Annotated in this window: 16 protein-coding genes; 8 read left to right on the top strand and 8 right to left on the bottom strand. The window is 70.9% G+C overall.

Annotated features, from left to right (window positions below; translation table 11 throughout):
- Positions 1–165 precede the first annotated feature (165 nt).
- A complete protein-coding gene (locus Q0Z83_RS11975; RefSeq protein WP_317793941.1) occupies positions 166–2,973 on the top strand; it encodes an AfsR/SARP family transcriptional regulator in 2,808 nt (935 codons plus the stop codon).
- Here the strand turns inward: Q0Z83_RS11975 and Q0Z83_RS11970 are convergent.
- From Q0Z83_RS11970 to Q0Z83_RS11955, 4 genes are read right to left on the bottom strand one after another with little or no spacing between them, the layout of a single operon-like run.
- Entirely contained in the window at positions 2,957–5,881 is a 2,925-nt protein-coding gene (locus Q0Z83_RS11970) for a glycoside hydrolase family 2 TIM barrel-domain containing protein (RefSeq protein ID WP_317793940.1), read from the bottom strand. The two genes, Q0Z83_RS11975 and Q0Z83_RS11970, sit on opposite strands and share 17 nt — an antisense overlap.
- Positions 5,874–8,957, bottom strand: coding sequence for an alpha-mannosidase (locus Q0Z83_RS11965; protein ID WP_317793939.1), 3,084 nt, complete (start codon positions 8,955–8,957; stop codon positions 5,874–5,876). The genes Q0Z83_RS11970 and Q0Z83_RS11965 overlap by 8 nt, the downstream gene beginning before the upstream one ends.
- Positions 8,958–8,967: 10 nt before the next feature.
- Entirely contained in the window at positions 8,968–10,308 is a 1,341-nt protein-coding gene (locus tag Q0Z83_RS11960) for a 6-phospho-beta-glucosidase (protein ID WP_317793938.1), read from the bottom strand.
- Positions 10,305–11,054 carry a DeoR/GlpR family DNA-binding transcription regulator gene (locus Q0Z83_RS11955; RefSeq protein ID WP_317793937.1) on the bottom strand — a complete coding sequence of 250 codons (750 nt, stop codon included), beginning with the start codon at positions 11,052–11,054 and terminating at the stop codon, positions 10,305–10,307. The genes Q0Z83_RS11960 and Q0Z83_RS11955 overlap by 4 nt, the downstream gene beginning before the upstream one ends.
- Before the next feature lie 146 nt (positions 11,055–11,200).
- Here Q0Z83_RS11955 and Q0Z83_RS11950 point away from each other — a divergent pair, with 146 nt between their 5' ends.
- The 5 genes from Q0Z83_RS11950 (at position 11,201) to Q0Z83_RS11930 (ending at position 16,045) form a co-directional block, all read left to right on the top strand.
- Positions 11,201–12,172, top strand: coding sequence for a carbohydrate kinase family protein (locus Q0Z83_RS11950; protein ID WP_317793936.1), 972 nt, complete (start codon positions 11,201–11,203; stop codon positions 12,170–12,172).
- A gap of 28 nt (positions 12,173–12,200) precedes the next feature.
- Entirely contained in the window at positions 12,201–13,490 is a 1,290-nt protein-coding gene (locus Q0Z83_RS11945; protein ID WP_317793935.1) for an ABC transporter substrate-binding protein, read from the top strand.
- Positions 13,487–14,392: a carbohydrate ABC transporter permease gene (locus tag Q0Z83_RS11940; protein ID WP_317793934.1), complete on the top strand. Its 906-nt coding sequence runs from the start codon at positions 13,487–13,489 to the stop codon at positions 14,390–14,392. The genes Q0Z83_RS11945 and Q0Z83_RS11940 overlap by 4 nt, the downstream gene beginning before the upstream one ends.
- A 9-nt stretch (positions 14,393–14,401) precedes the next feature.
- Positions 14,402–15,211, top strand: coding sequence for a carbohydrate ABC transporter permease (locus Q0Z83_RS11935; protein ID WP_317793933.1), 810 nt, complete (start codon positions 14,402–14,404; stop codon positions 15,209–15,211).
- A 204-nt stretch (positions 15,212–15,415) separates the two neighbouring features.
- On the top strand, positions 15,416–16,045 hold the full coding sequence (locus Q0Z83_RS11930; RefSeq protein ID WP_317793932.1) for a vWA domain-containing protein: 630 nt from the start codon (positions 15,416–15,418) through the stop codon (positions 16,043–16,045).
- Between the two features lie 8 nt (positions 16,046–16,053).
- On the opposite strand, the gene Q0Z83_RS11925 is transcribed toward Q0Z83_RS11930, so the two are convergent.
- The gene (locus Q0Z83_RS11925) at positions 16,054–16,923 is read right to left on the bottom strand and encodes a phosphatidylinositol mannoside acyltransferase (RefSeq protein WP_317793931.1); all 870 of its coding nucleotides are present in this window, start codon (positions 16,921–16,923) and stop codon (positions 16,054–16,056) included.
- Positions 16,924–17,006: 83 nt separating this feature from the next.
- Here Q0Z83_RS11925 and Q0Z83_RS11920 point away from each other — a divergent pair, with 83 nt between their 5' ends.
- A complete protein-coding gene (locus tag Q0Z83_RS11920) occupies positions 17,007–17,783 on the top strand; it encodes an SAM-dependent methyltransferase (RefSeq protein WP_317793930.1) in 777 nt (258 codons plus the stop codon).
- Between the two features lie 13 nt (positions 17,784–17,796).
- On the opposite strand, the gene Q0Z83_RS11915 is transcribed toward Q0Z83_RS11920, so the two are convergent.
- Both Q0Z83_RS11915 and Q0Z83_RS11910 read right to left on the bottom strand, forming a co-directional pair.
- A complete protein-coding gene (locus Q0Z83_RS11915; protein ID WP_317793929.1) occupies positions 17,797–19,035 on the bottom strand; it encodes a WD40 repeat domain-containing protein in 1,239 nt (412 codons plus the stop codon).
- Complete coding sequence (locus Q0Z83_RS11910; RefSeq protein WP_317793928.1) at positions 19,032–19,421, bottom strand: hypothetical protein; 390 nt, start codon at positions 19,419–19,421, stop codon at positions 19,032–19,034. Before Q0Z83_RS11910 ends, Q0Z83_RS11915 begins: the two co-directional genes overlap by 4 nt.
- Positions 19,422–19,628: 207 nt before the next feature.
- Between Q0Z83_RS11910 and Q0Z83_RS11905 the strand changes: the two genes are divergently transcribed.
- On the top strand, positions 19,629–22,154 hold the full coding sequence (locus Q0Z83_RS11905) for an NACHT domain-containing protein (RefSeq protein ID WP_317793927.1): 2,526 nt from the start codon (positions 19,629–19,631) through the stop codon (positions 22,152–22,154).
- A 65-nt stretch (positions 22,155–22,219) separates the two neighbouring features.
- Here Q0Z83_RS11905 and Q0Z83_RS11900 read toward each other — a convergent pair whose 3' ends face one another.
- Complete coding sequence (locus tag Q0Z83_RS11900) at positions 22,220–23,107, bottom strand: helix-turn-helix domain-containing protein (RefSeq protein WP_317793926.1); 888 nt, start codon at positions 23,105–23,107, stop codon at positions 22,220–22,222.
- Between the last annotated feature and the right edge of the window lie 63 nt (positions 23,108–23,170).

Below are 23,170 nucleotides of genomic sequence, written 5' to 3'. Positions count from 1 at the left end.
GAACGGACGGTCCCGACGGTACGTGCCGTCCGGCGTGTTCACCGCCGTCGCGATCTCGTCCGGGGTCGGTCGTTCGGATCGACACCGGACCGCCGATTCCCGACCGGCAGGAACCCGACAGAACGCCTGCCCGGCAACGAGTCCGGCACATGCCACAGTGGACTCATGCGGATCAATCTCCTCGGACCCGTCGAAGTGGTCCGCGACGGCCTGCCCCGGCCGGTTCCCGGGCTGCGCCGCAAGGCCGTCCTCGCCGTGCTGGCGCTGCGCCGCGGTGAGGTCGTCGGGCTGGAGCGGCTGGTGGACAGCGTGTGGGCGGCCGGTGCACCGTCCACGGTCGCGAACTCGTTGCAACAACACGTCTCCCACCTGCGGCATCTACTCGGCGACCGGGCCGCGATCGTGGCGCGGCCACCCGGCTACCTACTGCCGGCCGAGACGACCGAGACCGACGTGGCCGTGGCCGAGCGGCTGATCCGCGACGCCGCCGGCACCGTCGACCCGGCGACGCGAGCCGGACGGCTGCGGGCCGCGCTGGCACTGTGGCGGGGTGCGTCGCTCGCCGACGTGGCCGGGCTGCCGTGGCTCGACGGCCAGGCCCGCCGACTCGACGACCTGCGCCTGCGGACCCGCCGCGACCTGGCCGCGGCCGAACAGGAGATCGGCCACGACGCCGCCCTGCTGCCCGAGTTGGCCGAGTTGGCCGCCGTGCACCCGTTCGACGAGCAGCTGCACGGCCGGCTGATCCTGGCCCTCTACCGGGCCGGGCGGCAGGCCGACGCCCTCGGCGCCTACCAGCGGCTACGTGAACGGCTGCGCAGCGAACTGGGCATCGACCCGAGCCCGCCGCTCCGCGGGCTGGAGACGGCGATCCTGCGCCAGGACGCCACGCTGGCCCCGCCCGCCGAACCGGCCCCGCCCGCCGAACCGGCCCCGCCCGCCGCACCGCCGCGCACCGGCCGGGTGCCCGCGCAACTGCCCGCGGCCGTGTCCGCGTTCACCGGCCGCGACCATGAGCTGGGCCTTCTCGACGCCGCCCGGGACGATGCCGGGGACGACGCGATGGTGATCGCGGCGGTCTCCGGAAGCGGCGGCGTCGGCAAGACGACCCTGACCGTCCACTGGGCGCAGCGGGCCGCCGCGCGTTTCCCCGACGGTCAGCTCTACGTGAACCTGCGCGGCTTCGGCCCGGACGCCACCGCGGCCGACCCGGAACAGGTGGTGCGCGGGTTCCTCGACGCGTTCGGTGTGCCGCCGTCGTCGGTACCGGCCGGGTTCACCGCGCAGGCCGCCCTCTATCGCAGCCTGGTGGCCGGTCGGCGAGTGCTGGTCGTGCTGGACAACGCCCACGACGCCGCCCAGGTCCGACCACTGCTGCCCGGCTCACCCGGCTGCCTGGTGCTGATCACCAGCCGCAGCCTGCTCTCCCCGCTGATCGCCGCCGAGGGGGCGCTGCCGATCCCGCTGGACGCGCTCAGCACCGACCAGGCGCGGCTGCTGCTGACCCGCCGGCTGGGCGCGGCCCGGGTCGACGCGGAACCGGTCGCCGTCACCGAGATCATCACCCGCTGCGCCGGCCTGCCGCTGCCGCTGGTGATCGTCGCGGCCCGGGCCGCCACCCGTCCCAGGCTGGCCCTGAGCTCCCTCGCCGCCGAACTACGCGAGCACCGCGGCGACCTGACCGCCTTTGCCGGCGGCGACGACAACACCGACGTACGCGCGGTGCTGTCCTGGTCCTACCGGCGGCTCAGCGAACCGGCGGCCCGCCTCTTCCGGCTACTCGGTCTGCATCCCGGCCCGGACGCGGGGTCGGCCCACGCCGCCGCGCTCACCGGTGCGACCCCGGCCGTGACCCGCCGGCTGCTGGCCGAACTCGCCGAGGCCAGCCTGATCACCGAGACCACCGGCGACCGGTTCACCATGCACGACCTGCTGCGCGCGTACGCCGGTGAACTCGTCCGGGAACAGCCCGAGACCGACGCCCACCAGCGCCTTCTCGACCACCTGCTGCACTCGGTGCAGGCGTGCGGGCGGGTGCAGTACGGCGACTGGCAGAAACTCGACCTGCCTCCGACCGGTCCGGACGTTCCGGTGCGGAGGTTCACCGATCCGGCCGCCGCCAACGCCTGGTATGCCGTCGAGCAGCGGGTCCTGTCGGCCGCGATCACGCAGGCCGCGGCGACCGGCTTCGAGGGCCACGCGTGGCGACTCGCCTGGAGCCAGAGCCTGATCATGGAGGCACACGCGCTGTGGCGGGAGGCCGCCACGGTCCAGCGGATCGGCCTGGACGCGGCCACCCGCACCGGCGACCGGATCGGGCAGGCACACGCCGAACACGGCCTGGGCATGGCCTACTCGTGGCTGGGCCGCGACGAGGAGGCGTTGACCCACCTGAACCGGTCCCGGGACGCGTTCGCGGCCCTCGGCGACCGCTCCCACCAGGCGCAGGTCTGCTTCGGTGTCGGCCTGGTGTACGACCGGCGGGGCGACGACGCGGCGGCCCGCGACGAGTCGGTTCTCGCCCTACGCCTGTATCGCGACAGCGGCGACCGCCGTGGCCAGGCCATCGCACTGGGCAACATCGGCTGGTCGACGGCCCGGCTCGGTGACCTCGGTCCGGCGCTCGCCCACTGCCGGGAGTCGCTGGCCATCCATCAGGAGCTCGGCGACGTGCAGGGCATCGCCGGCTCCTGGGACAGTCTCGGCCTGGTCCACCAGCGTTCGGGCCGGTTCGACGAGGCCGCGACCTGCTACCGGGCGGCTCTCGAAATGTGGGTCCGGCTGGAGAACGAATTCCAGCGAGCCGACACCCTGACCCGCCTCGGTGACGTGCACGCCGCCGCGGCCGAGGTCGACGACGCCCGCGACTGCTGGGCACAGTCGCTGGCCATCCTGGAGGACCTCGAACACGCCGACGCCGACGCGGTCCGTAGCCGTCTCGCCCCGCCCCGGGTGATCACCCCGGGGCGCTGACGGTCCACTCCCAGCGGTACGTGCCCGCGTGCACCAGATACCGCGCAAGGGTGTCGGGGCCGCACGAGGCGGTGCCGAGCCCACGGTGGGCGGCGTCCAGGTGGATCACGGCTTCGGCGCGGGGTGTCAGCTCGTCGTGGTGCGCCGCCCGGTCCAGGTCGGCGGCGGTGAAGCGGGTGACGCTGACCTGCCGGGGCTCGTCCATGATCAGTTCCACCGGCGGGGTGTCCGGGCCGGTCAGGCGCAGCCGCCGGACCCCGTGCCGGCCGCCGCTCTCCTGCGGGCGCAGATAGGGGGTGAACGCGTCGTCGATCCGGCAGGTGTAGTCACCCACCGGACCACCGGCGTGGCGATCGGGGTAGGTGTCGCGAGGCCCGTGACCGAACCAGGACATCTCGTCGTATCCGGCTTTGAGCTGCAAGACCGTGCCGACCCGGGGCACGTCGTCGAGCCCTTCCGGAAGGACCACCTCTTCGCCGATCAGGATCACCGGCCCGATCCGCCGAGCGGTCAGGTGGTGCCGGACCGGCCCGGCCGTGGTCTCGTAAACGGCGTCGACGAGCGTCCGGTCCGCTTCCCGTTGGATCCCGGTCACCCGGCGCACGGCATCGGCCAGACCGAGCCGGAGCCAGCGTGCGGCCTGCCCACCGATCCGATCGTTGTCGGTCGGGGCCCGCCACAGACTCAAGCGGGGCGCGACGGCGAACGTCGGATGGATCAGCAGTCCGTCGTCGTCCACCTCGGCCGGCGTGCCGCCGCCGGTCGCGCCGGCTCGTGCTGTCAGCGGCCGCTTCTCCGGCCGGAGCCGCACCTGCGGGCGGGCGATCTCGGTACCGGCCGGTGCCCACGGCTGCTCCTGTCCGACGCTCACGCGCAGGGTCAGCCACTGTTCGCCGTCCGGGGTACCGGGCGCGGACGGGACCGGGATCTGCGTCGCCTGTCCCGGGCCGAGGGCCGGCAGCGTCATCGGCAGCAGCCCGCCGTTCAGCTCCCAGGCCGCCTGCAGCCGGCCGAGATCGCGGAAGGCGCTGCGGTTGACGATCCGCACCATGCCGTCCCCGGCGTCGGACAGCCGGATCGGCGAGGCCAGTTCCCGGTGCTCGGCCATCGCCGGTTTCGGGGTCCGGTCCGGGAAGACCAGGCCGTCGGCGCAGAACGTGCCGTCGTTGGGGCTGTCGCCGAAGTCTCCGCCGTACGCCCACCGATAGCCGGGTTCGGCCGCCCCGTCGCGCCAGTGCTCGCCCGCGGACGGGCCGGCCGGTCGGCCGTCGGCGAGCCGCTGCAGGATCCCGTGGTCCCAGAACTCCCAGATGAACCCGCCCTGCAGACCGGGGGTGGATTCGATGGCGGCCCAGTGGTCGGCCAGGGTGCCGTTGCTGTTGCCCATCGCGTGCGAGTACTCGCACATGATCAGTGGCCGGTTCTGATCACCGGAGCGGGCGTGCTCGACGATCTGAGCCAGCGACGGGTACATCGGGCAGACGATGTCACTGCCGGCCAGGCCGCCGGTCCAGTCGTCCTTGATCGCCCCTTCGTACTGCAACGGTCGGGTCGGGTCGGCGCGGCGCAGCCATCCGGCCGCCGCGTCGTGGTTGGCCCCGTAGTCGCTCTCGTTGCCCAGCGACCAGATGATCACACTGGGGTGGTTGCGGTCCCGGGACACCATCCGCGCCACCCGGTCGACGAACGCGGGCAGGTAGCGGACGTCGTCGGCGATCTCGTGGGCGTGATCGTGCGCCTCGATGTTCGCCTCGTCGACGACGTACAGCCCCAACTCGTCGGCGAGGTCGAGCAGCACCGGGTCGTTCGGGTAGTGCGAGGTGCGGATCGCGTTGAACCCGTACCGCTTCATCAGGACCAGGTCGGCCCGCATCTGCGCGGCGGTGACGGTGCGCCCGGTGCGGGGGTCGAAGTCGTGCCGGTTGACGCCGCGGATCATCACCCGCACGCCGTTGACCAACAGGTCCCGCCCGACGATCGTGACATCCCGAAAACCGATCCGGATCCGGGTACGGTCCAGCTCGGCCCCGTCGAAGTCGTGCAGGACGACGTCCAGCGTCGACAGCGACGGCGTCTCGTCCGACCACGGCACCACCGCCGGCACGACGGTCGAGAACCGTGGCTCGGCCCACCAGTCGGACACCCGGTCCACGTCGATCTGCTGCTGCTCGTGAGCGGTGTCCAGCGGCACCGGCCGGCCGTCGAGGGTGACGCTCACCCGCCAGCCGACGGGCAGCGTCCGGCCGGTACTCAGCACCCGCACGTCGACCCGCAGACTCCCGTCCCGGGCGGCGACGGTCCGCAGGTCACCCAGATACGTGGTGCCGGTGCTGTAGAGGAACACCGAACGGGTCAGTCCGGCGTGCCACCACTGGTCCTGGTCCTCGATCGCGGACGCGTCCGACCACTTGACCACGGTCAGCCGGACCGTGTTGGGCTCGCCCGGCCGTACCGCCGCGGTGATGTCGAATTCGGCGGCCAGGTGTGCGTCCTTGCTCCAGCCCACGTCGACGCCGTTGACCCGGGCGAGCAGCACGCTCTCGGCCGCGCCGACGTGCAGCACGATCCGGCGGCCGGCCCATGCGGCGGGCACGTCGACGTCGCGTTCGTAGACGCCTGTCGGGTTGTGCCCGGGTGGCGGCAGTGGTGCCCCGGGCCAGGGCATCGTCACGTTGGTGTAGTGCGGCAGGTCGGCGCCACCGGCCGGCTGCACGGTCCACGCGCCGGGCACCCGGATCTCGGTCCAGTCCGCGCCGGCGGCCTGCTCCGGGTGGTCGAGCAGCTGGAACCGCCAGGTGCCGTCGAGCGACCGGCGCCGGTCCGGTCCGTCCAGGTCGTGGCGGATCGCGTGGGCGGTGACCCGCCGCCATCCGGTGATCTCCGGGGTGTCCCAGATGCGCTCAGCCACGGCGCAACCGGAAGGTCTGCACCTCGAACGCGCGCAGCCCGAGCACGATCTCGTCGCCGTCGCGGGTGACGGGTTCGTCGACGGGCCGTTCGAGCAGGTCGGTCCGGACCGCTGCGGCCAGCCCGAACCCGGTCCGCAGCCGGCCCGAGGCGCGGGCGCCGAGCGACTCGTACAGGCGCACCACCACGTCACCGGAGCCGTCGTCGGCCAGTTTCACCGCCTCCACCACGATCGCGTCACCGGTGGTCTCGACCAGCGGCGCGACCGCCGCCGCACCGCTGACGGCACGCAAGGGCAGGTTCAGCGCGTACGCCTCGGCGATGGCGGTGGTGATGTCGGCGCCCGGCACGATCGCGTACGTGAACGTGTGCCGGCCCTGGTCGGCGTCCGGGTCGGGGCTGCGCGGGGCACGGAGCAGGCTCAGCCGTACCGTCGTCGTGGTCCCGCCGTTGATCCTGGTCTCCCGGCGCGAATCGTGGCCGTAGGTGGAATCGGTCAGCAGCGCCACCCCGTAACCGGGTTCGCCGGTGTGGATCCACCGGTGCCCGCTGACCTCGAAGCGGGCCGCGTCCCAGCCGGTGTTGGTGTGGGTGGGCCGGTAGACGTGACCGAATTGGATCTCCGCCGCCACCCGGTCCGCGTGCACGTCGAACGGGAACGCCGCCTTCAGGAACTTCTCCCGCTCATGCCAGTCGGCGTCGGTGACGATGTCGACGCGCCGGCTGCCGGCGGTGAGCCGGATCGTCTGGGTGATGGTGGACTCGCCGTGGCTGCGGACCACCCGGACCGCGGCCAGCAGCGGACCGGCGTCGGTGAGCGTCACCTCGTCGGCCTTGTCCAGGTCGGTCCACTGCCGCGCGTAGTGGCGTTCGACGTCCCACGCGTCCCACTGGCTCGGCCGATCGGGGTGGATCTGTAGCAGGTTGCCGGGGCCGGCCAGGGCCTCCCGCCCGGTACCGCCGTCACGGACCGAGCGGATCAGTCCGGCCTCGTCGATCACGACCCGGACCAGGCCGTTATCCAGGACGAACCCGGCAGCGTCACGCTCGGCGGTCACCGGAGTGTCGGCGAACAGGCCCGCGGTGGGCGTGGCCGCGGCCGACGCCGCCACGTCGGCCGCGACCGCCCACCCGCCACCGGACAGCTGCTGTGCCTGCTCCGGCGCGGGCCCGTCGGCGATGACCGCGACCTCGCGGCGTGGCCGGGGGCTGGTGTTGAGCAGCAGACGGCCATGGTCACCGCCGATCGCCGCGGCCGCGGCGTGGATCAGCGCGTCGAGTTCACCGGCGACCCGGGCGTAGGTCGCCTCGGCCTCACGGTGCACCCAGGCGATCGAGCTGCCCGGCAGGATGTCGTGGAACTGGTGCAGCAGCACGGTCTTCCACAGCCGATCCAGGTCCTCGTACGGGTAGTCCGCCCCGGTCCGTACCGCCGCGGTCGCCGCCCACAACTCGGCCTCGCGCAGCAGGTGCTCGCTGCGCCGGTTGCCGGCTTTGGTCCGGGCCTGGCTGGTGTACGTCGCGCGGTGCAGTTCCAGGTACAGCTCGCCGGACCAGACCGGGGCGTCCGGATACTCGGCCTGCGCCTGAGCGAAGAACTCGTCGGGCGGCTCGATCACCACCCGGGGTGCGCCTTCGAGGTCGCGGAACCGGCGGGCGCGTTCCATCATCTCGCGGGTCGGGCCGCCACCGCCGTCACCGTGCCCGAACGGGGCGAGCGACCGGGTGGCCCGGCCCTTGTCGGTGAAGTTGCGGACCGCGTGGGCGAGCTCGTCCCCGGTCATCGCGGCGTTGTAGGTGTCGATCGGCGGGAAGTGCGTGAAGATCCGGGTCCCGTCGATGCCCTCCCACCAGAACGTGTGATGCGGCAGCGGGTTCGACTCGTTCCACGACAGCTTCTGGGTGAGGAACCACTCCATCCCGGCGAGCCGGGCCAGCTGCGGGTACGCACCGTTGTAGCCGAACGAGTCGGGCAGCCACACGCCTTTGGTCTCCACCCCGAACTCGTCGAGGAAGAACCGCTTGCCGTGCACGAGCTGCCGGGCCAGCGCCTCGCCGCCGGGCAGGTTGCCGTCGGCCTCCACCCACTGCCCGCCGACCGGAACCCACTGCCCGGCCGTGATCGCGTCGCGGATCCGCTGGTAGACGGCCGGATAGTGCTGTTTGACCCAGGCGTACTGCTGGGCCTGCGAGCAGGCGAAGATGAACTCCGGGTACTCCTGGGCCAGCGCTGTCACGTTGGCGAAGGTGCGTGACGTCTTGCGGATCGTCTCGCGCAGCGGCCACAGCCAGGCGCTGTCGATGTGCGCGTGCCCGACCGCGGACAGGGTGTGTGCGCTGGCGTGCGCCGGGCGGGCCAGCACCGGTTCCAGTGCGGCCCGCGCGGCCGGGGCGGCGACCGCGACCGGCTCGGCGTCCAGCAGGTCCAGGGCCTTCTCCAGCGCGCGCAGGATCTCGTGGCGGCGCGGGTCGGTGACGGCGAGTTCGAGCATCAGCTCGCGCAACACGCTCAGGTCCAGGCCCAGATGCCAGACCGCCTCGTCGAGGACGGCCAGGTCGGCGGCGGCGAACCGGTACAGCGGCCGGTCACCGGCGGTGAGCTTGTCGCCGAGCGGCGTCGGCTTGAACCCGTCGGCCAGGATGTCCGGGTTGGCCGCCGCCTCCAGCAGCAGATTCACCTGCGAAGACCCGGGCGGCGGTACGACGTACTGGTTCTGCGGGTTGATCGCCTTGATCGGTGTCCCGGCCGCGTCGTACACCAGTGCCTCGGCCTGATTGCCCGGCCAGTCACCGACGAAGCCGAGGTCGAAGACCGCCTCGACACGCCGGCCGGCCCAGCTCTGCGGGATCTCGCCCTCGGCCCGGAACCAGGTCGTCGACCACGGCCGACCCCACGGGCTGCCCAGTGCGAACGGCTGGTAGTCGGCGGTCAGCGCCTCGGCCACCGGGACCGGCTCGTCCGGCACGTGCCAGGCGGACAGCCGCAGCGGGATCCGCTCGCGGTACGCGGCCGGCAGCACCCGCTCCTGGAGCACCCGGTCGAGACGACGTTCGACCAGCTTCCGGTCGTCGTGCATGTACCCACTCCTAGCTCAGGTAGCCGAGTTGCGGCAGCTGGTTCTGGTATTCGTCGAGCAGGCGTCGGGCCACCGCGACCGAGTCGACCAGGGGGTGCACGGCGAAGGCCCGCAACGCCGCCTGCCGGCTGCCGGTGTTGGCCGCCTCGATGACCGCGCGCTCGACCGCCTTCACGCTGGCGACCAGTGCGGCCGCGTGATCCGGCAACGGGTCCACGACGGCGGCTCGGGCCCCGCCGGCCCCGACCGTGCAGGGCACCTCGATCACCGCGTCCTCGTCGAGGCCGGGCAGGGTGCCCTGGTTACGGACGTTCAGGATCAGGCTCGCCCGCTGGTCCAGGGCGATCGCCCGCATCAGTGCCAGCGCGATCTGTTCGTAGCCACCGGACTCCAGGTCGCTCTCGTCGCGGTCTCCGGCACCGGCCGCGTGCCGGTTCTCCGCCATGTAGGTGGTCTCCCGCTCCAGCAGGGTGGACTGCCAGGCGGACAGGGCGCCGGTGTCGCAGCCTGCCACCGTCCGGTAGAACCGGCTCTGCTGGTCGAGCAGGAACGATCCGCGGGTCTGCGCGGCGTCCCGGGTGGCGGCCACCCCCTCCCGGCCGAAGTAGTAGTAGTGCAGGTACTCGTTCGGGATGGCGCCGAGCGTGCGGATCCAGTCGGCGCCGAACAGCTTGCCCTCCTCCAGCGAGAGCAGCGCCGTGTCGTCGGCCAGCAGCCCGGGAAGCCGGTCGACGCCGTCCACCTCCACGCGCCGCAGCCAGCCGAGATGGTTGAGCCCGGCGTAGTCCAGCCGGACCGTCCGCGGGTCGGCGCCCAGCGCCCGCGCCACCCGCTTGCCGAGTCCGGACGGGGAGTCACAGATGCCGATCACCCGGTCGCCGAGGTGCCGGGACATGGCCTCGGTGACCATGCCGGCCGGGTTGGTGAAGTTGATGACCCACGCCTGCGGCGCGACCGCGGCGATCCGCTCGGCTATGTGCAGGGCGACCGGCAGGGTCCGCAGCCCGTACGCGACACCGCCGGCCCCGACAGTCTCCTGCCCGAGCACCCCCTCGGCGAGCGCGACCCGCTCGTCGATGACGCGGCCTTCGAGACCGTGCACCCGGATCGCGGAGAAGACGAAGTCGGCGTCGCGGATGGCGTCGTCGAGATCGGTGGTGGTGTCGACGACCGGGGCGTCGGGCACCCCCTCGGCCTGCTCGGCGAGCACCCGGCCGATCGCGGCCAGCCGCCCGGCGTCCAGGTCGTGCAGGGTGACCCGGGTGACCCGGCCGGGCTCGTGGTCGGCGAGCAGGGCCCGGTAGACCAGCGGAACCCGGAAACCACCACCGCCGAGGATCGTCAGTTTCATGTGGTGAGCACCTCCACGCCGGCCTCACGCAGGGCGGCACACGTCGTCGGGTCGGCGTCGTGGTTGGTGACCACGACGTTCAGATCGTCCGGACCGCAGATGCGCGCCACGCCGGAACCGGGGAACTTGGCCGCGTCGGCGACCAGCACCACCTGGTCACTGGCCGCGATCATGGCGCGTTTGATCGGGACCTGGATCACCGTCGTGTCCACGATCTGGCCGTCCGGCTTGATGCCGCTGGTGCCGAGGATGAGCCGGTCGGCGTGCACCTGGCGCAGGTTGTCCTCGGTGAGGAAGCCGACCACGCAGCGGTAGTCGCGGCGCACCACCCCGCCGAGCATGATCAGCTGCACGGTGGGGTCGTCGGCCAGCTCCTCCTGGACGGCGAGGCTGCTGGTGATGACCGTCAGCGAACGGCCGTGCAGCAGTTTCGCCACCTGGTGGGTGGTGGTGCCGACGTCCAGGAGCACGGTCTCGCCGTCCCTGATCAGCTCGGCGCAGCGCTGCGCGACGGCCTCCTTCTCCGCGGTGCGCACGGCGGCGACCTCGGCGAACGGATCGTCGGCGTCCTGCACCAGGGCGGCGCCGCCGTGCACCCGGCGCAGCAGGCCCTGATTGTCGAGCATCAGCAGGTCACGGCGGATCGTGGCCTGGCTGGCACCCAACCGGTCGGCGAGCGTGACCACCGACAGCGGGCCGTCGCGGAGGCCTCGCAAGATCAGATCGTGTCGTTGCTGCTGAAGCATGCCGTGAGCCTACACAGCAGATTCGATCATTTCCATGCTCACTTTTGATTGACTATTGATAAAAACGATCAGCTGCTCCACGATCGTGCTTACCTTTGCAGACATCAGCTCGAAACCTCGGGTCATCACCCCGGAAAGGAGCCGTCGTGGAAGCCTCCGGTCCCGCGTCCACTCCGGTCACCGATGTGTTCCTGTCCGGACTGCTGTTCGTGGACGTCGTCTTCAGCGGCCTGCCGAAAGCGCCGGCATCGGGCACCGAGACCTGGGCGACCGGCTTCGACACCGGACCCGGCGGCATCGCCAACCTCGCCGTCGCGGTCCGCCGCCTCGGGCTGCACACCACACTGGCCGCGGCATTCGGCGACGACTTCTACGGCGACTACTGCTGGGAGACCCTCAGCACCGGCGAGGACATCGACCTGTCCCGCTCACGCCGCTTCCCCGGCTGGCCGATGCCGGTGACCGCGGCCCTGGCCTACGACGGAGACCGCGCCCTGGTCACCCACGAGCAACCGGCACCGATCACCCTCAACGAGATGATCGGCGACCCGCCGGCCTGCCGCGCGGCGATGGTCCACCTCGGCCAGGACCCACCGCAGTGGCCGGCCCCGGTCGCCGCGGCCGGCGGGCTGGTCTTCGCCGACGTCGGCTGGGACCCGGCCGGCCGCTGGCCCGAAGAGCTGCTCGACCTGCTGCACCACTGCCACGCCTTCATGCCCAACGAGCACGAGGCGATGGCCTACACCCGAACCTCGACGCCGCAGGCGGCCCTGGCCCGGATCGCCGAACTCGTCCCCCTCGCCGTGGTCACCCGCGGCAGCCGGGGCGCCCTCGCGATCGACGCCACCACCGGCGAGGTCGCCGAAGTCCCCGGACTGCCCGTCGACGCCGTCGACACCACCGGCGCCGGCGACGTCTTCGGCGCGGCGATGATCGCCGCCACCCTCGCCGGACGGCCACTCGCCGACCGGCTCCGCTTCGCGAACCTCTGCGCCGCACTGTCCGTGCAGGGCCCGGGCGGCGCCAACTCGGCACCGGACCGGCCCCGGCTGCGGCACTGGTGGCAGACCGCCCCCCTTGATCTTCGACACGAGTACAGCTTCCTGGAATCCCTCTGACACTCCCCTCTGTTTGGAAGGAATCACCATGGCCCTTTCCCGACGCGACTTCCTCCGGTACGGCACCGCCGGTCTCGCCGCCGTGGCCGTCCCCGGACTCGCCGCCTGCACCTCCAGCACCGCCACCACCGGCTCGGCGGACACCGGGACCACCGCCCTCTGGTACTGGGGCGACGGCCTCAGCGACAAGGTGGTCGACGCCGCCAAGACCCAGTTCGCCTCGCAGACCACCCTGGAACCCACCAAGGTCGGCGGCGACTTCAAGCAGAAACTCACCACCACCCTGTCGTCCCGGCAGTTCGTCCCGGCCATCACCGGCATCAAGGGCGAGGACATGGCCAACTTCCGGGCCAACGCCGACCAGTTCGCCGACCTGAACGAGTACGGGTTCAAGGACCTGTCGTCGCAATACCTGGAGTGGAAGGTCAAGCAGGCCACCACCGCCGACGGCAAGGTCATCGGCTTCCCGATCGACATCGGCCCGACCGGCATGTTCTACCGTGAGGACGTCTTCGCCAAGGCCGGGCTGCCCACCGACCCGGCCGAGGTCAGCGCCAAGCTGAACAGCTGGGACGCCTTCTACGACGCGGCCGTCGCGGCCAAGGCCAAGGCCCCGGGCACCTTCCTGGTGATCAACGCGGGGGCCATCTTCAACCTGGTCATCGGACAGGGCACCAGGCGGTTCATCGACGAGAACAACACCTTCATCGGCGACCAGCCGCACGTGAAGGCCGCCTGGGACCTCGCGGTGAAGGCACACACCCTGGGCATCTCGGCCAAGATCGAGGACGGGTCCGCCGACTGGACCGCCGGGATCACCAAGGGCACCCTGCCGTCGATCATCGGCGCCGCGTGGGCGGGCATCGACATCCGCAACAACGCCGCCGACACCTCCGGCAAGTGGCGGGTCGCGGCCGCACCCGGCGGGCCGGGCAACTTCGGCGGCTCGTTCCTGGCCATCACCAAACAGGCCGCGAATCCGCAGCTCGCGTTCGACATCGTCAAGTGGATCCTCAGCCCGGACAACGCCGCCAAGAACTTCACCGACGCGTCGCTCTTCCCGGCCAGCCCGGCCACCTACACCTCGACCGCACTCACCGCCGGCGACGACTTCTTCGGCGGCCAGAAGACCATCGACGTCTTCGGCCCGGCCGCCCAGAAGATCCCGATCGCGTACGAGGCCGCCGCCGACGCCGCGGTCTCGGCCCCGTACTTCAACCAGCTCGGCAACGTCGAGCAGGGACAGAACGCCGACGAGGCGTGGGCCGCCGCGATCAAAGAGGCCAAGCAGATCGGCGAGCGACAGGGGGTGAAGTGACCGCACGCGCCCGGGCACTGCGGTCGGCCTGGCCGCAGTACCTGGCCATCTCACCGTTCTATCTGCTGTTCACGGTGTTCCTGCTCGGACCGACGCTGTTCTCGCTGTATCTGGCATTCCACCGCTGGGACGGCATCGGCGAGATGCAGTACGTCGGACTGGACCAGTTCCGGTTCCTGATCGAGGACCAGACGTTCTGGCTGTCGGTCCGCAACACCCTGATCATCTGGGTGCTGAGCACCGTACCGATGCTGTTGTTGGCCCTGGTGCTGGCGGCCCTGCTGAACAGCACCAAACGACTCGTCGGCTTCTACCGGGTGGCCCTGTTCATCCCGAACATCACCTCGGTCGTCGCGGTGGCCATCGTCTTCGGCGCGCTGTTCGCCACCAACTCCGGCCTGGTCAACATCACCCTGCAGGGCATCGGCCTGCCCGGCGTGCCGTGGCTGACCGATCCCTGGGCCATCAAGATCGTGATCGCGATGCTGATGACCTGGCAGTGGACCGGCTACAACGCGCTGATCTACCTCGCCGGCATGCAATCCATCCCGAGTGAGCTGTACGAGGCCGCGAAGATCGACGGCGCCGGGCCGGTCCGCGCGTTCTTCTCCGTCACCGTCCCGATGCTGCGTCCGATCATCCTGTTCACCGTGGTGGTCTCCACCATCACCGGCATGCAGAGCTTCACCGAACCGCAGGTGCTGTTCGGCAACAACTCGGCGGTCAACGCCAACTCCGGCGGCCCCGGACAGGCCGGCCTGACCATGGTCCTCTACTTCTATCGGACCGCGTTCGGGCAGAACGACTACGGATACGGCGCCGCCATCGCGTGGGCGGTGTTCCTCATCGTCATGGTGTTCACCATCCTGAACTGGCGCCTCGTCCAGCGCCGGGCCGACTGAGGGGGCGCTGTGCGCAAGATCCTGCTCCATGGCAGCCTGGGCGTGGCGGTACTGCTCTCGCTGTTCCCGTTCTACTGGACCGTGGTCATGGCCACGAACACCACCCAGGACGTGTTCCGCAACCCACCCAAGCTGACGATCGGTCCGCACCTGGCCGACAACGTACAGAAGGTGCTGCAGAGCGTCGACCTGATCGCGCCCATCGTGAACACCGTCCTGGTCGCCATCGCCACCACCGTCCTGGTGCTGTTCTTCGACTCGCTCGCGGCGTTCGCCTTCGCCAAGTACGACTTCCCCGGCCGCAAGGTGCTGTTCGGCCTGCTCCTGCTGATGTTCATGGTGCCCACCCAACTGGCCCTGATCCCGCAGTTCGTGATCATGGCCGAGCTCGGCTGGGTGGGCACCCTCAAGGCACTGGTCGTCCCGGCCGCGGCCAACGCCTTCGGCATCTTCTGGATGCGGCAGTACATCAGCAGCGCGGTGCCCGACGAGATGCTCGACGCCGCGAAACTCGACGGCGCCGGCTTCTTCCGGATCTACCGCAGCGTCATCCTGCCGGTGATCCGGCCCGGCCTGGCCTTCCTCGGCATCTTCACGTTCATCGCCGCCTGGAACGACTACGTCTGGCCCCTGATCGTCCTGCTCGACCCGAACAAGGTCACCCTCCAGGTGGCGCTCTCCCAGCTCAACGTCGGCCTCAAACAGGACTACTCGGTGCTGATGGCGGGCGCCCTGATCGGCGTACTCCCGCTGGTCGTGATGTTCGTGCTCTTCGCCCGCAACTTCATCGGCGACGCCGTCAAGGGCGCGGTCAAATAGCTCATCATCGCAGTTTGCGGCGGATCGTTAGCCTCGAAATTCAACCGGACGAGTGTGCACCACCTAGGACCGATTGAGGATCCGCAGATGGACACAGGTAAGCGGTCATGGTTTCGCAGGCGCCGTTCCGCAACACCCGCGCCGAGCCCAAGGGTTTTCGGCCCCGACAGCAATCCCGACGACGAGAGCCGCAGCGCGGTCGACGTGTGTTTCGTCTTCGACACCACCGGCTCCATGTCCGGCAAGATCAACGGCCTGATCACCTGCATGGTCGACTTCGTCGGCGAGCTCGCCGAGCTGCAGCTCAACTGGCAGATCACCACCGTGCCGTACGGTGACCTGACCGTCAGCGGCGACAAGGTCGTCGCGGACCTGCCGTTCGTGCGCAGCTACGACGACGCGGTCCGGCAGCTCCGTTCGATGCCCCGGTTCAGCGGTGGCAGCAACCGCGGCGAGTCCACCCTGGAAGCGGTGACCGCGGCGCTCGGCAAACCGTTCCGCCCCTACGCCGTACCGATCCTGGTCGTGCTGACCGACGAGCCGCCACTGACCGAGGATCTGACCGAGGCCGAGGTCGGGCAGCAGATCACGATCCGGGAGGCGATCTGCTTCGTCGCGTCGCCCGACCTGCCCGGCTACCGCCGGTGGGCCGAGGACAACGGCGGCCGCTGGTACCAGATCGACCAGCGCGTGGACACCACGCAGATCCTGGCCTACCTGCGTTCCCTGGTCCGCGAGCTACCCCAGGTGGCGCAGGAGGTGCACGAACTCGGCGGCGGCTCGGTCCGCCGCTACCTGCAGGTGAAAGCCGACCCCGGCGCAACCGACGACTGACGCATGCGTCACGGAGCATCCGCCGGCGGCCAGACCGGCTGCAGAACGTGCCAGTCCTGCGGATGCCGGCGGATGGCGTCGGTGAACACGTCGGCCAGTGCCTGCGTCATGGCCGCCGCCTGCACCCGCCGGCCCTCCACCGCCGGTGGCGCGACGATCTCCTCGTGCATGTGGACGAACAGGCCCCGGCCGCTGTACCAGAGACTCACCGGGATCAGGGCCGCACCGCTGGACAGCGCCAGCCGGGCCGGGCCGGGCGGCATCGTCGTGGCCCGGCCGTGCAACCGCACCGGCAGCCCACCTCCGGTGATGTCCCGGTCGGCGAGCAGGCAGACCACACCGCCCTCGGCCAGCCGCCGGCCCAGCGCGGGCACCGTGCGCCGCGGCTCGTCCACCGGCAGCACCTCGATGCCGACGGCGGCCCGGGCCGCGACGAACCGCTGGTACAGCGCCTCCGGACGTAACCGCTGGCCGACCGTGGTGATCGGATGCCCGAGTTCGGCGAGCGCGGCCCCGGCGAGATCCCAGTTCCCGCTGTGCGGCAGCGCCAGGATCGTGCCCCGGCCGGAACCGGGCGCCGGCAGCCGGTCCAGCCCTTCGAAGGTCACCGCCGGTCGGGCGCCGGACAGCTGGAAGAACTCCCGCCAGTACCGCAGGTAGGAGTGCACGCCCAGGCGCGCCAGCCGGCGGACCTCGGCGCTGTCCGGGTCGGCGCCGGTGACCTGGGCTAGGTTCGCGCGCAACTGCCGTACCCCCGAGGGCTGCCGTCGCCAGACGATCTCGGCGATCAGGTAGAACAGCGCCCGCGCCGGCCGGTCAGGCAGGCGGCTGACCGCCGCCCAGCCGATCCGGTACGGCCCCGCACCGTCCACGATCATCTGCTCCCCCGCCTGTCCGGTCCTGATCTGGGCAAGTGAAGGTTACGCTTACGACCCCCGCCGCAATCCACATAGGAGTGATCGTGCCGGACGATGACGCGCTCGACTCGACGGTCCCGCAGACCGCGCGGATCTGGAACTACCTGCTGGGTGGCACCGACAATTTCGCCGTCGACCGGGCGGTCGGTGAGCAGATCCTCGCCAGCCGGCCGGAACTGGCGGAAAACGCCCGCCTCAGCCGCGCCTACCTGATCCGGGCCGTGAAGTACCTGGCCGGCGAGGCCGGGATCCGGCAGTTCCTGGACATCGGCACCGGCCTGCCGGCGGCGAACAACACCCATCAGGTCGCGCAGTCGGTGGCGCCGTCCAGCCGGGTCGTGTACGTCGACAACGACCCGATGGTGCTGGCGCACGCGCGTACCCTGCTGGCCGGGACCTCCGAGGGCGCGATCACCTACATCGACGCCGACATGCACGACATGGACCTGGTGCTGCGTGAGGCGGGCCGCGCTCTCGACTTCAGCCGGCCGGTGGCGGTGCTGTTCATGGGCGTGCTCGGGCACGTCGAGGACGACGCCGTCGCGCAGGCCATCGTGCGTCGGGCGCTGGCCGCCGTCCCGTCCGGCAGCCATCTGGCCGTCTACGACGGCACCGACATCACCCCGGCCAACGTCGAGGCGGCCCGGATCTGGAACGAGTCGGCCGCCCAGCCCTACCATCTGCGCAGCCCGGCCCGGCTGGCACAGTTCTTCGACGGCCTGGAACTGGTCGAGCCCGGTGTCGTCCCGGTCACCCGCTGGCGGCCCGAGGACGACGCCCCGGAGATCGACCAGTTCTGCGCGGTGGGCCGCAAACCCTGATGCCGGCCCCGGTTCACAGGGTCCAGGCCCAGATGGTGCCGTCCCAATGACCGGAGACGACGGTCGGCCGACCGCCGAAGTAACCGAACGCGATGGCTTCGGCGGTCTTCTCCGGGCCGGTCAGACCACTGCCGTACGGCTGCCCGGCACCGAGATCCCAGAGGCGGACACCACTGTCGTCGCAGCCGGACACGGCGACGGTCCGCCCGGCCAGCTCACCGATCGCCATGGACTTGACGGCTTTCGGAAGGTCCATGAGCGTCTCCCCCGCGGGCCGCGCGGTGCTCAGATCCCATCTGCGCACCACGCCGTCCTCGCTGCCGGAGACGGCGACCGGCTTCCCTCCCACGGCGCCGACCGCCAGTGCCCCCACTTCCCTCTGGTGCGCACCGAGTCTGCCCACGAGGCGCTCGCCCTGCACGTCCCAGAGCGAGACGTCGCCGTCCTCGCAGCCGGTGACCGCGACGGTCCGCCCGTCGACGACGCCGACCGCGATGCTCCGGACCGGCGCGCCGAGCTTCGAGCCCATGACCTTTCCACTGAGTCTGGGGTTCGTGGGATCCCAGACCCGCACGGTCCGGTCGTGACAGGCGGACACGGCGACGGTCCGGCCCTCGACCGTGGTCAGCGCGACCCCGTTGATGCCGCCGGCGATCCCGTCGGTCGTGGGGGTGCTCCGCGGCGGATCGGCCGTCAGGTCCCAGATCCGCAGGGTGCCGTCGGTGCTCGCGGACACGGCCATCGTGCCGTGCAGGGCCAGGCCGTACACCTGCGACCGGTGCCCGGGAAGGGGATCGCTGCGGGCTTTCCCGGTGACCGGATCCCACAGTTGAATCCGGCCGTTCTCCCGCCCGACCACGGCCAACGGCTCGTCCCGCAGCATGCCGAGGGCGACCGACCAGACCGTCTCGCCCTTCGGGCTGAGCCGCCGGCCCCTCTCGTGGTACGAGGCGTCCGGCCCGAACATCACCGGCTCGGGTGACTCCGACGGCTCCGGCGTGCTCCGGCGGGTGACCTCGGGCTCGTACCGCCAGGCGGCAGCCGCGCCGGCAGCCCCGAGACCGATCACCGCGACCGTCCGCATCATCAGGCGCCGCGACAATCTCGGTCGCTGATGGTGATGGTGCACGTGGAATTCGGATCGGACATCGCCGTGGATGACCCCGGTGTTGGCGATCGCGCCCTGCTCGGCCCGGCCATCGCCGGATTCGGACACGGCCGACCCGGGTGGCGGCGTCTCGTCGACGGTCACGTCCGGGGCGTTCGGGAGACGCCCGTGTTGGCCACCGATCCCGGTCCCCTCGCGGTCGCATCTCCGGACCGATTCACCTGAGCGGTACGGCCGTCGCCGTACCCCTCGATCCCGGTGTTGGCCCGCCCGCCACCGGAGGCGTCCGCCGCACCGCTAGCGGCCACCCGATCCGCGGCCGCCGCCTGCCGTGCCGATGCGGGCGACCGCGACGCCGACCAGCCCGCGGCGAACGATCCCGCTGCGAGCACCGTGGTGCCGAAGAATCCGACGACCGTCACCCACCGGTCGGCGTTCGCCGGCCCTCGACCGGACAGGAACACCGCCCAGCCGCTCAGGGCCGCCACGAACAACACCGCCGCAGTGATCACCCATCGTCTACCGGACACCGCCGCATCATGGCCCGTCACCGCCGCCCGGGCAGCAGCCGGCCGCGACCTGCCGCAACCCGGCTTCACCTGCGGTTCCTACCCGCCTGCGGGGTAGACCGGACACCGTCTCGGGGCCGGGCTGTACCTCTATCGATGCCCTGGATTCCCTCTGCCGATACCACTCGACCCGGATTCCCGGGCCGGCCGTGCCGTACGGTCGGGTGCATGGTCCGAGCCACGCCGTTGACCTACCCTGGTGCCCTCGCCCTCCTCGGCCGCCACTCGCCGGTGATCGTCGAGGTGCTCGACCGGGTCGCCGGGGCGGGGATCCTGCTGGGTGCCGTCGTCCATCCTCCGGCGCTCGGTCTGGTCGACGGCAAGCAGGAGGCCGGCCGTCTGGTCAGGGATCTGTTGTCCCCCGCGCTGGAACGGGTCCGAGGCACACATGGGCGCGGCCGGCACGAACTGATCGCCGCCGCTCACACCACGATCGTGGTGGCCGCCCTCTTCGACGCGTTACGGCAGACGATCGGGCCGCTCTACGACGCGCTGGAGGTGACCGACGCCGAGAAGCTTCGGCTCGCGACCGCCCGCGGTGAGATGATCTCGCAGTCTGCCTGGGTCGATCAGCTCGCGGGTGCCGACCTACCCCTCCCGTCACCGGCCGCCGGTTTCGAGGAGAACCTGAACGACCGGCTCGCTCCGCAGGTGGCCGGGCTGACCGACGGTGCCCTCGCGTTCTTCGAAGGGCTCCGCGCCTGGCACACCGGGGCAGGTGACGTCGTGCCCCGGACCGTCGCCCGATGGCGTGAGCTCTACCGCGACCTCTACCTACGGCTGAGCTCGGACGTGCCGGAGTTCTTCGTCTGGGCCTCGTACGGCGAGCACGCCGCCACCCGCGACGAGCTGCGCCGGGTCAACCGACGACTGTCCGAGGTGCTCGATCGTACGTCCGAGGCGATGGGCCAACTGCACGACATCCTCGTCGCCGGCGCCACCATCGACCGGCCCCGGCGCGGCACCATCCGGGCCGCTCTGGCCCGGACCGCTTCCGCCGTACTCGACCAGCCGCTCCTGCGTTCGTCGAAGCCACCGGGTGGTGTGTCACTGCCGTCGGTCGCCGAGGGCTTCGTGACGCCGAGTTTCCGGTACGCGGTGGTGCACGGCCCGTCGGCGTCGGCCATGTCCCAGGAGCCGTGGTGGACCGACCGCCCGATCCGGGACGGGCTCGATGTCTTCCTTGCCGCATGCCTCGCCCACCCCGACTCGGCCCGGCTGCCGCTGGTCGTGCTGGGCCATCCGGGGGCCGGGAAGTCCCTGCTCAGCGAGATTCTGGCGGCTCGGCTGCCGAGCGAGCGGTTCGCCGTGGTCCCGGTGCAGCTGCGGCGGGTCAACGCCGACGACCGCTTGCTGGTTCAGGCCGAGACCGCGCTGCACGATGTCCTCCACGAGCAGATCTCCTGGGGTGCGCTGGCCCAGGAGTGCGCCGACGTGACCCGGGTGGTGATCCTCGACGGCTTCGACGAGCTCATCCAGGCGACCGGGACCACGCAGTCGAGTTATCTCACCGAGATCGCGCGATTCCAGGCCGAGGAACTGGCGCTGGGCCGATCGGTCGCGGTCATCGTGACTTCGCGGACGATCGTGCTGGACCGCGCACGGGTGCCGGACGGCTCGCTGGTGATCAAACTGGAGGAGTTCTCCGACCAGCAGATCGGGCAGTGGCTGACTGCGTGGAACCGTGCGAACGCCCGAACACCACGGTTCCGCAAACTCACCACCACCGAGATCCTGCGGCACGGTGGCCTGGCGCGGCAGCCTCTGCTACTCACGCTGTTGAGCATTTACCACGCGGACCCCTCGGCGGCTCGAATCGACGCCGACGGCATCTCCACGGCGACGCTCTATCGGATGCTCCTCGACAACTTCATCCACCGACAGGTCGCCGACAAACCCGGACGGCCGCCCGGCGAGGAGCAGCTCCCGCCACTCCTCGGCGAGGCCCGGTGGCGGCTGAGCATCGCCGCGTTCGCCATGTTCAACCGGCGCCGCCAGTACGTCGGCGACCAGGACCTGGAGCGGGACCTCGAGGTGTTCCTGGGCCGGAGACGCGACCTGGCACAGGGCTTCGACCGGCCGGCCGAACAGGCCCGGCAGACCGTGGCCGGCTTCTTCTTCGTACACGTCGCCCGGGCCGACGAGCACACCGAACACGCTCGTCGCACCTACGAGTTCCTGCACGCCACCTTCAGCGAATACCTCATCGCGGAGCGGGCTCTCATCCTGCTCGACGGGTACGCCCAGCGGCGCGAGCTGTACCGGTCGGACCCGTCCGCTCATGAGGCGCCGGACGACAGCATGCTGCGGGCGCTGCTCTCCTACCAGCCGCTGAGCCTCCGCCGGCCGATCGTGGAGTTCGCCCGTGGCCTCGTCACGCACCACCCGGTGTCCCGTCTCCCGGCGATGCGCGGGGCCACCCGGGCGCTGCTTGCACAGGCCCGTACCAGGGCCTTCGGCTGCCTCGTTTACGAACCGGTACCGCCGGACGTGGTCGACGGGGCCGCCGCCTACACCGCGAACCTGACGATCCTCGGAGTGCTGCTGGCCGACGACATGGTCGTGCTGGAGTCGCTCGCTCCACCGGATGCCGACGTCCGCCGGTGGTGGCGCTCGACCGTACGGCTGTGGCAGGCCGGGTTGGACGAGGAAGCGTGGGAGAGCTTGGAGAACACCTGCGGATCGGGCGGCTGACCCTCTCCACCAGCGTCCGCGACCGCAAGCAGATCAACGTCAGCGGCCTGGAACTGGCGCTCGGATCACTCCCATAACCACGGGCGCGGCCACCGGCCGCTCTCGTAGTCGCCGGCGACCCGCTGAAGCAACTGTCCGGTCCGATCCGCGTCGAGCACCTCGGCCCAGGCCGAGTCGAAGAGTCTCCGGTAGACCTCCACGTGGGACGGGTCGTCGAACCGGATCTCGTCGGTCATCATCTCGGCGTAGACCAGGTCGAGATCCACGATCAGGTAGTTGTGCGGGCAGTGACACCGGCGCTCGAACGGAAGTATCCCGATCCGCACCTGTGGTCGTCTGGCCAGCTCCGCCAGACGCCGAACCTGTCCCGCCATCGTCTCGAAGTCACCGACCGCGCGGTACAGGACGGACTCGTCAAGGATGACCATCAGTTCAGGTGGATCGGATCCGTCGAGGACGTTCTGCTGGCGTCGCAGCCGAATTTCCACCCGAAGGTCCGATTCGAACTTCTCGGGATCCTCCGGTGAGAAGTGGTCACCAACACTGCTGACCACCGACGTGGCATAGGCGGGCGTCTGGAGCAGACCCGGAACCACGCTCACCGCGTACTCCCGCAACTGCTCCGCATCGGACTCCATGCCGACGAGATCGACATAGGTCGACGACATGACCGTCCGATAGTCGTACCACCAGCCGCGGGCACGCGAGGCCTCGTTCCGGCGCACCACCTCCCGAATCGCCGTCTCGCCCATCCCGAGAAGCCGGGCGAGGGCGCGCAGGTCGACGGAGGTGATGCCGACGTCGCCGCTCTCGATCCGAGTGACTTTGGACAGCGACCACGACATCCGCTCGGCGACCTCCTGCTGGGTGATCCCGGATGCTTCACGGGCACGTCGCAGGTCGGCGCGCAGCATACGCGCGGCACGGATGGGACCCGGATCGCGCTTCACCACGTATCGAAGCTACTCGGCTCGAACGGCTCCCGGAAGGTCACCCGTCGCCGGTCATGGCGGCTG

This window comes from Actinoplanes sichuanensis (genome assembly GCF_033097365.1).
In the GTDB taxonomy this organism is placed as follows: Bacteria; Actinomycetota; Actinomycetes; order Mycobacteriales; family Micromonosporaceae; genus Actinoplanes; species Actinoplanes sichuanensis.
Note: the sequence above shows the minus strand (reverse complement) of the source record. Positions and strands in the feature narration are given on the sequence as shown.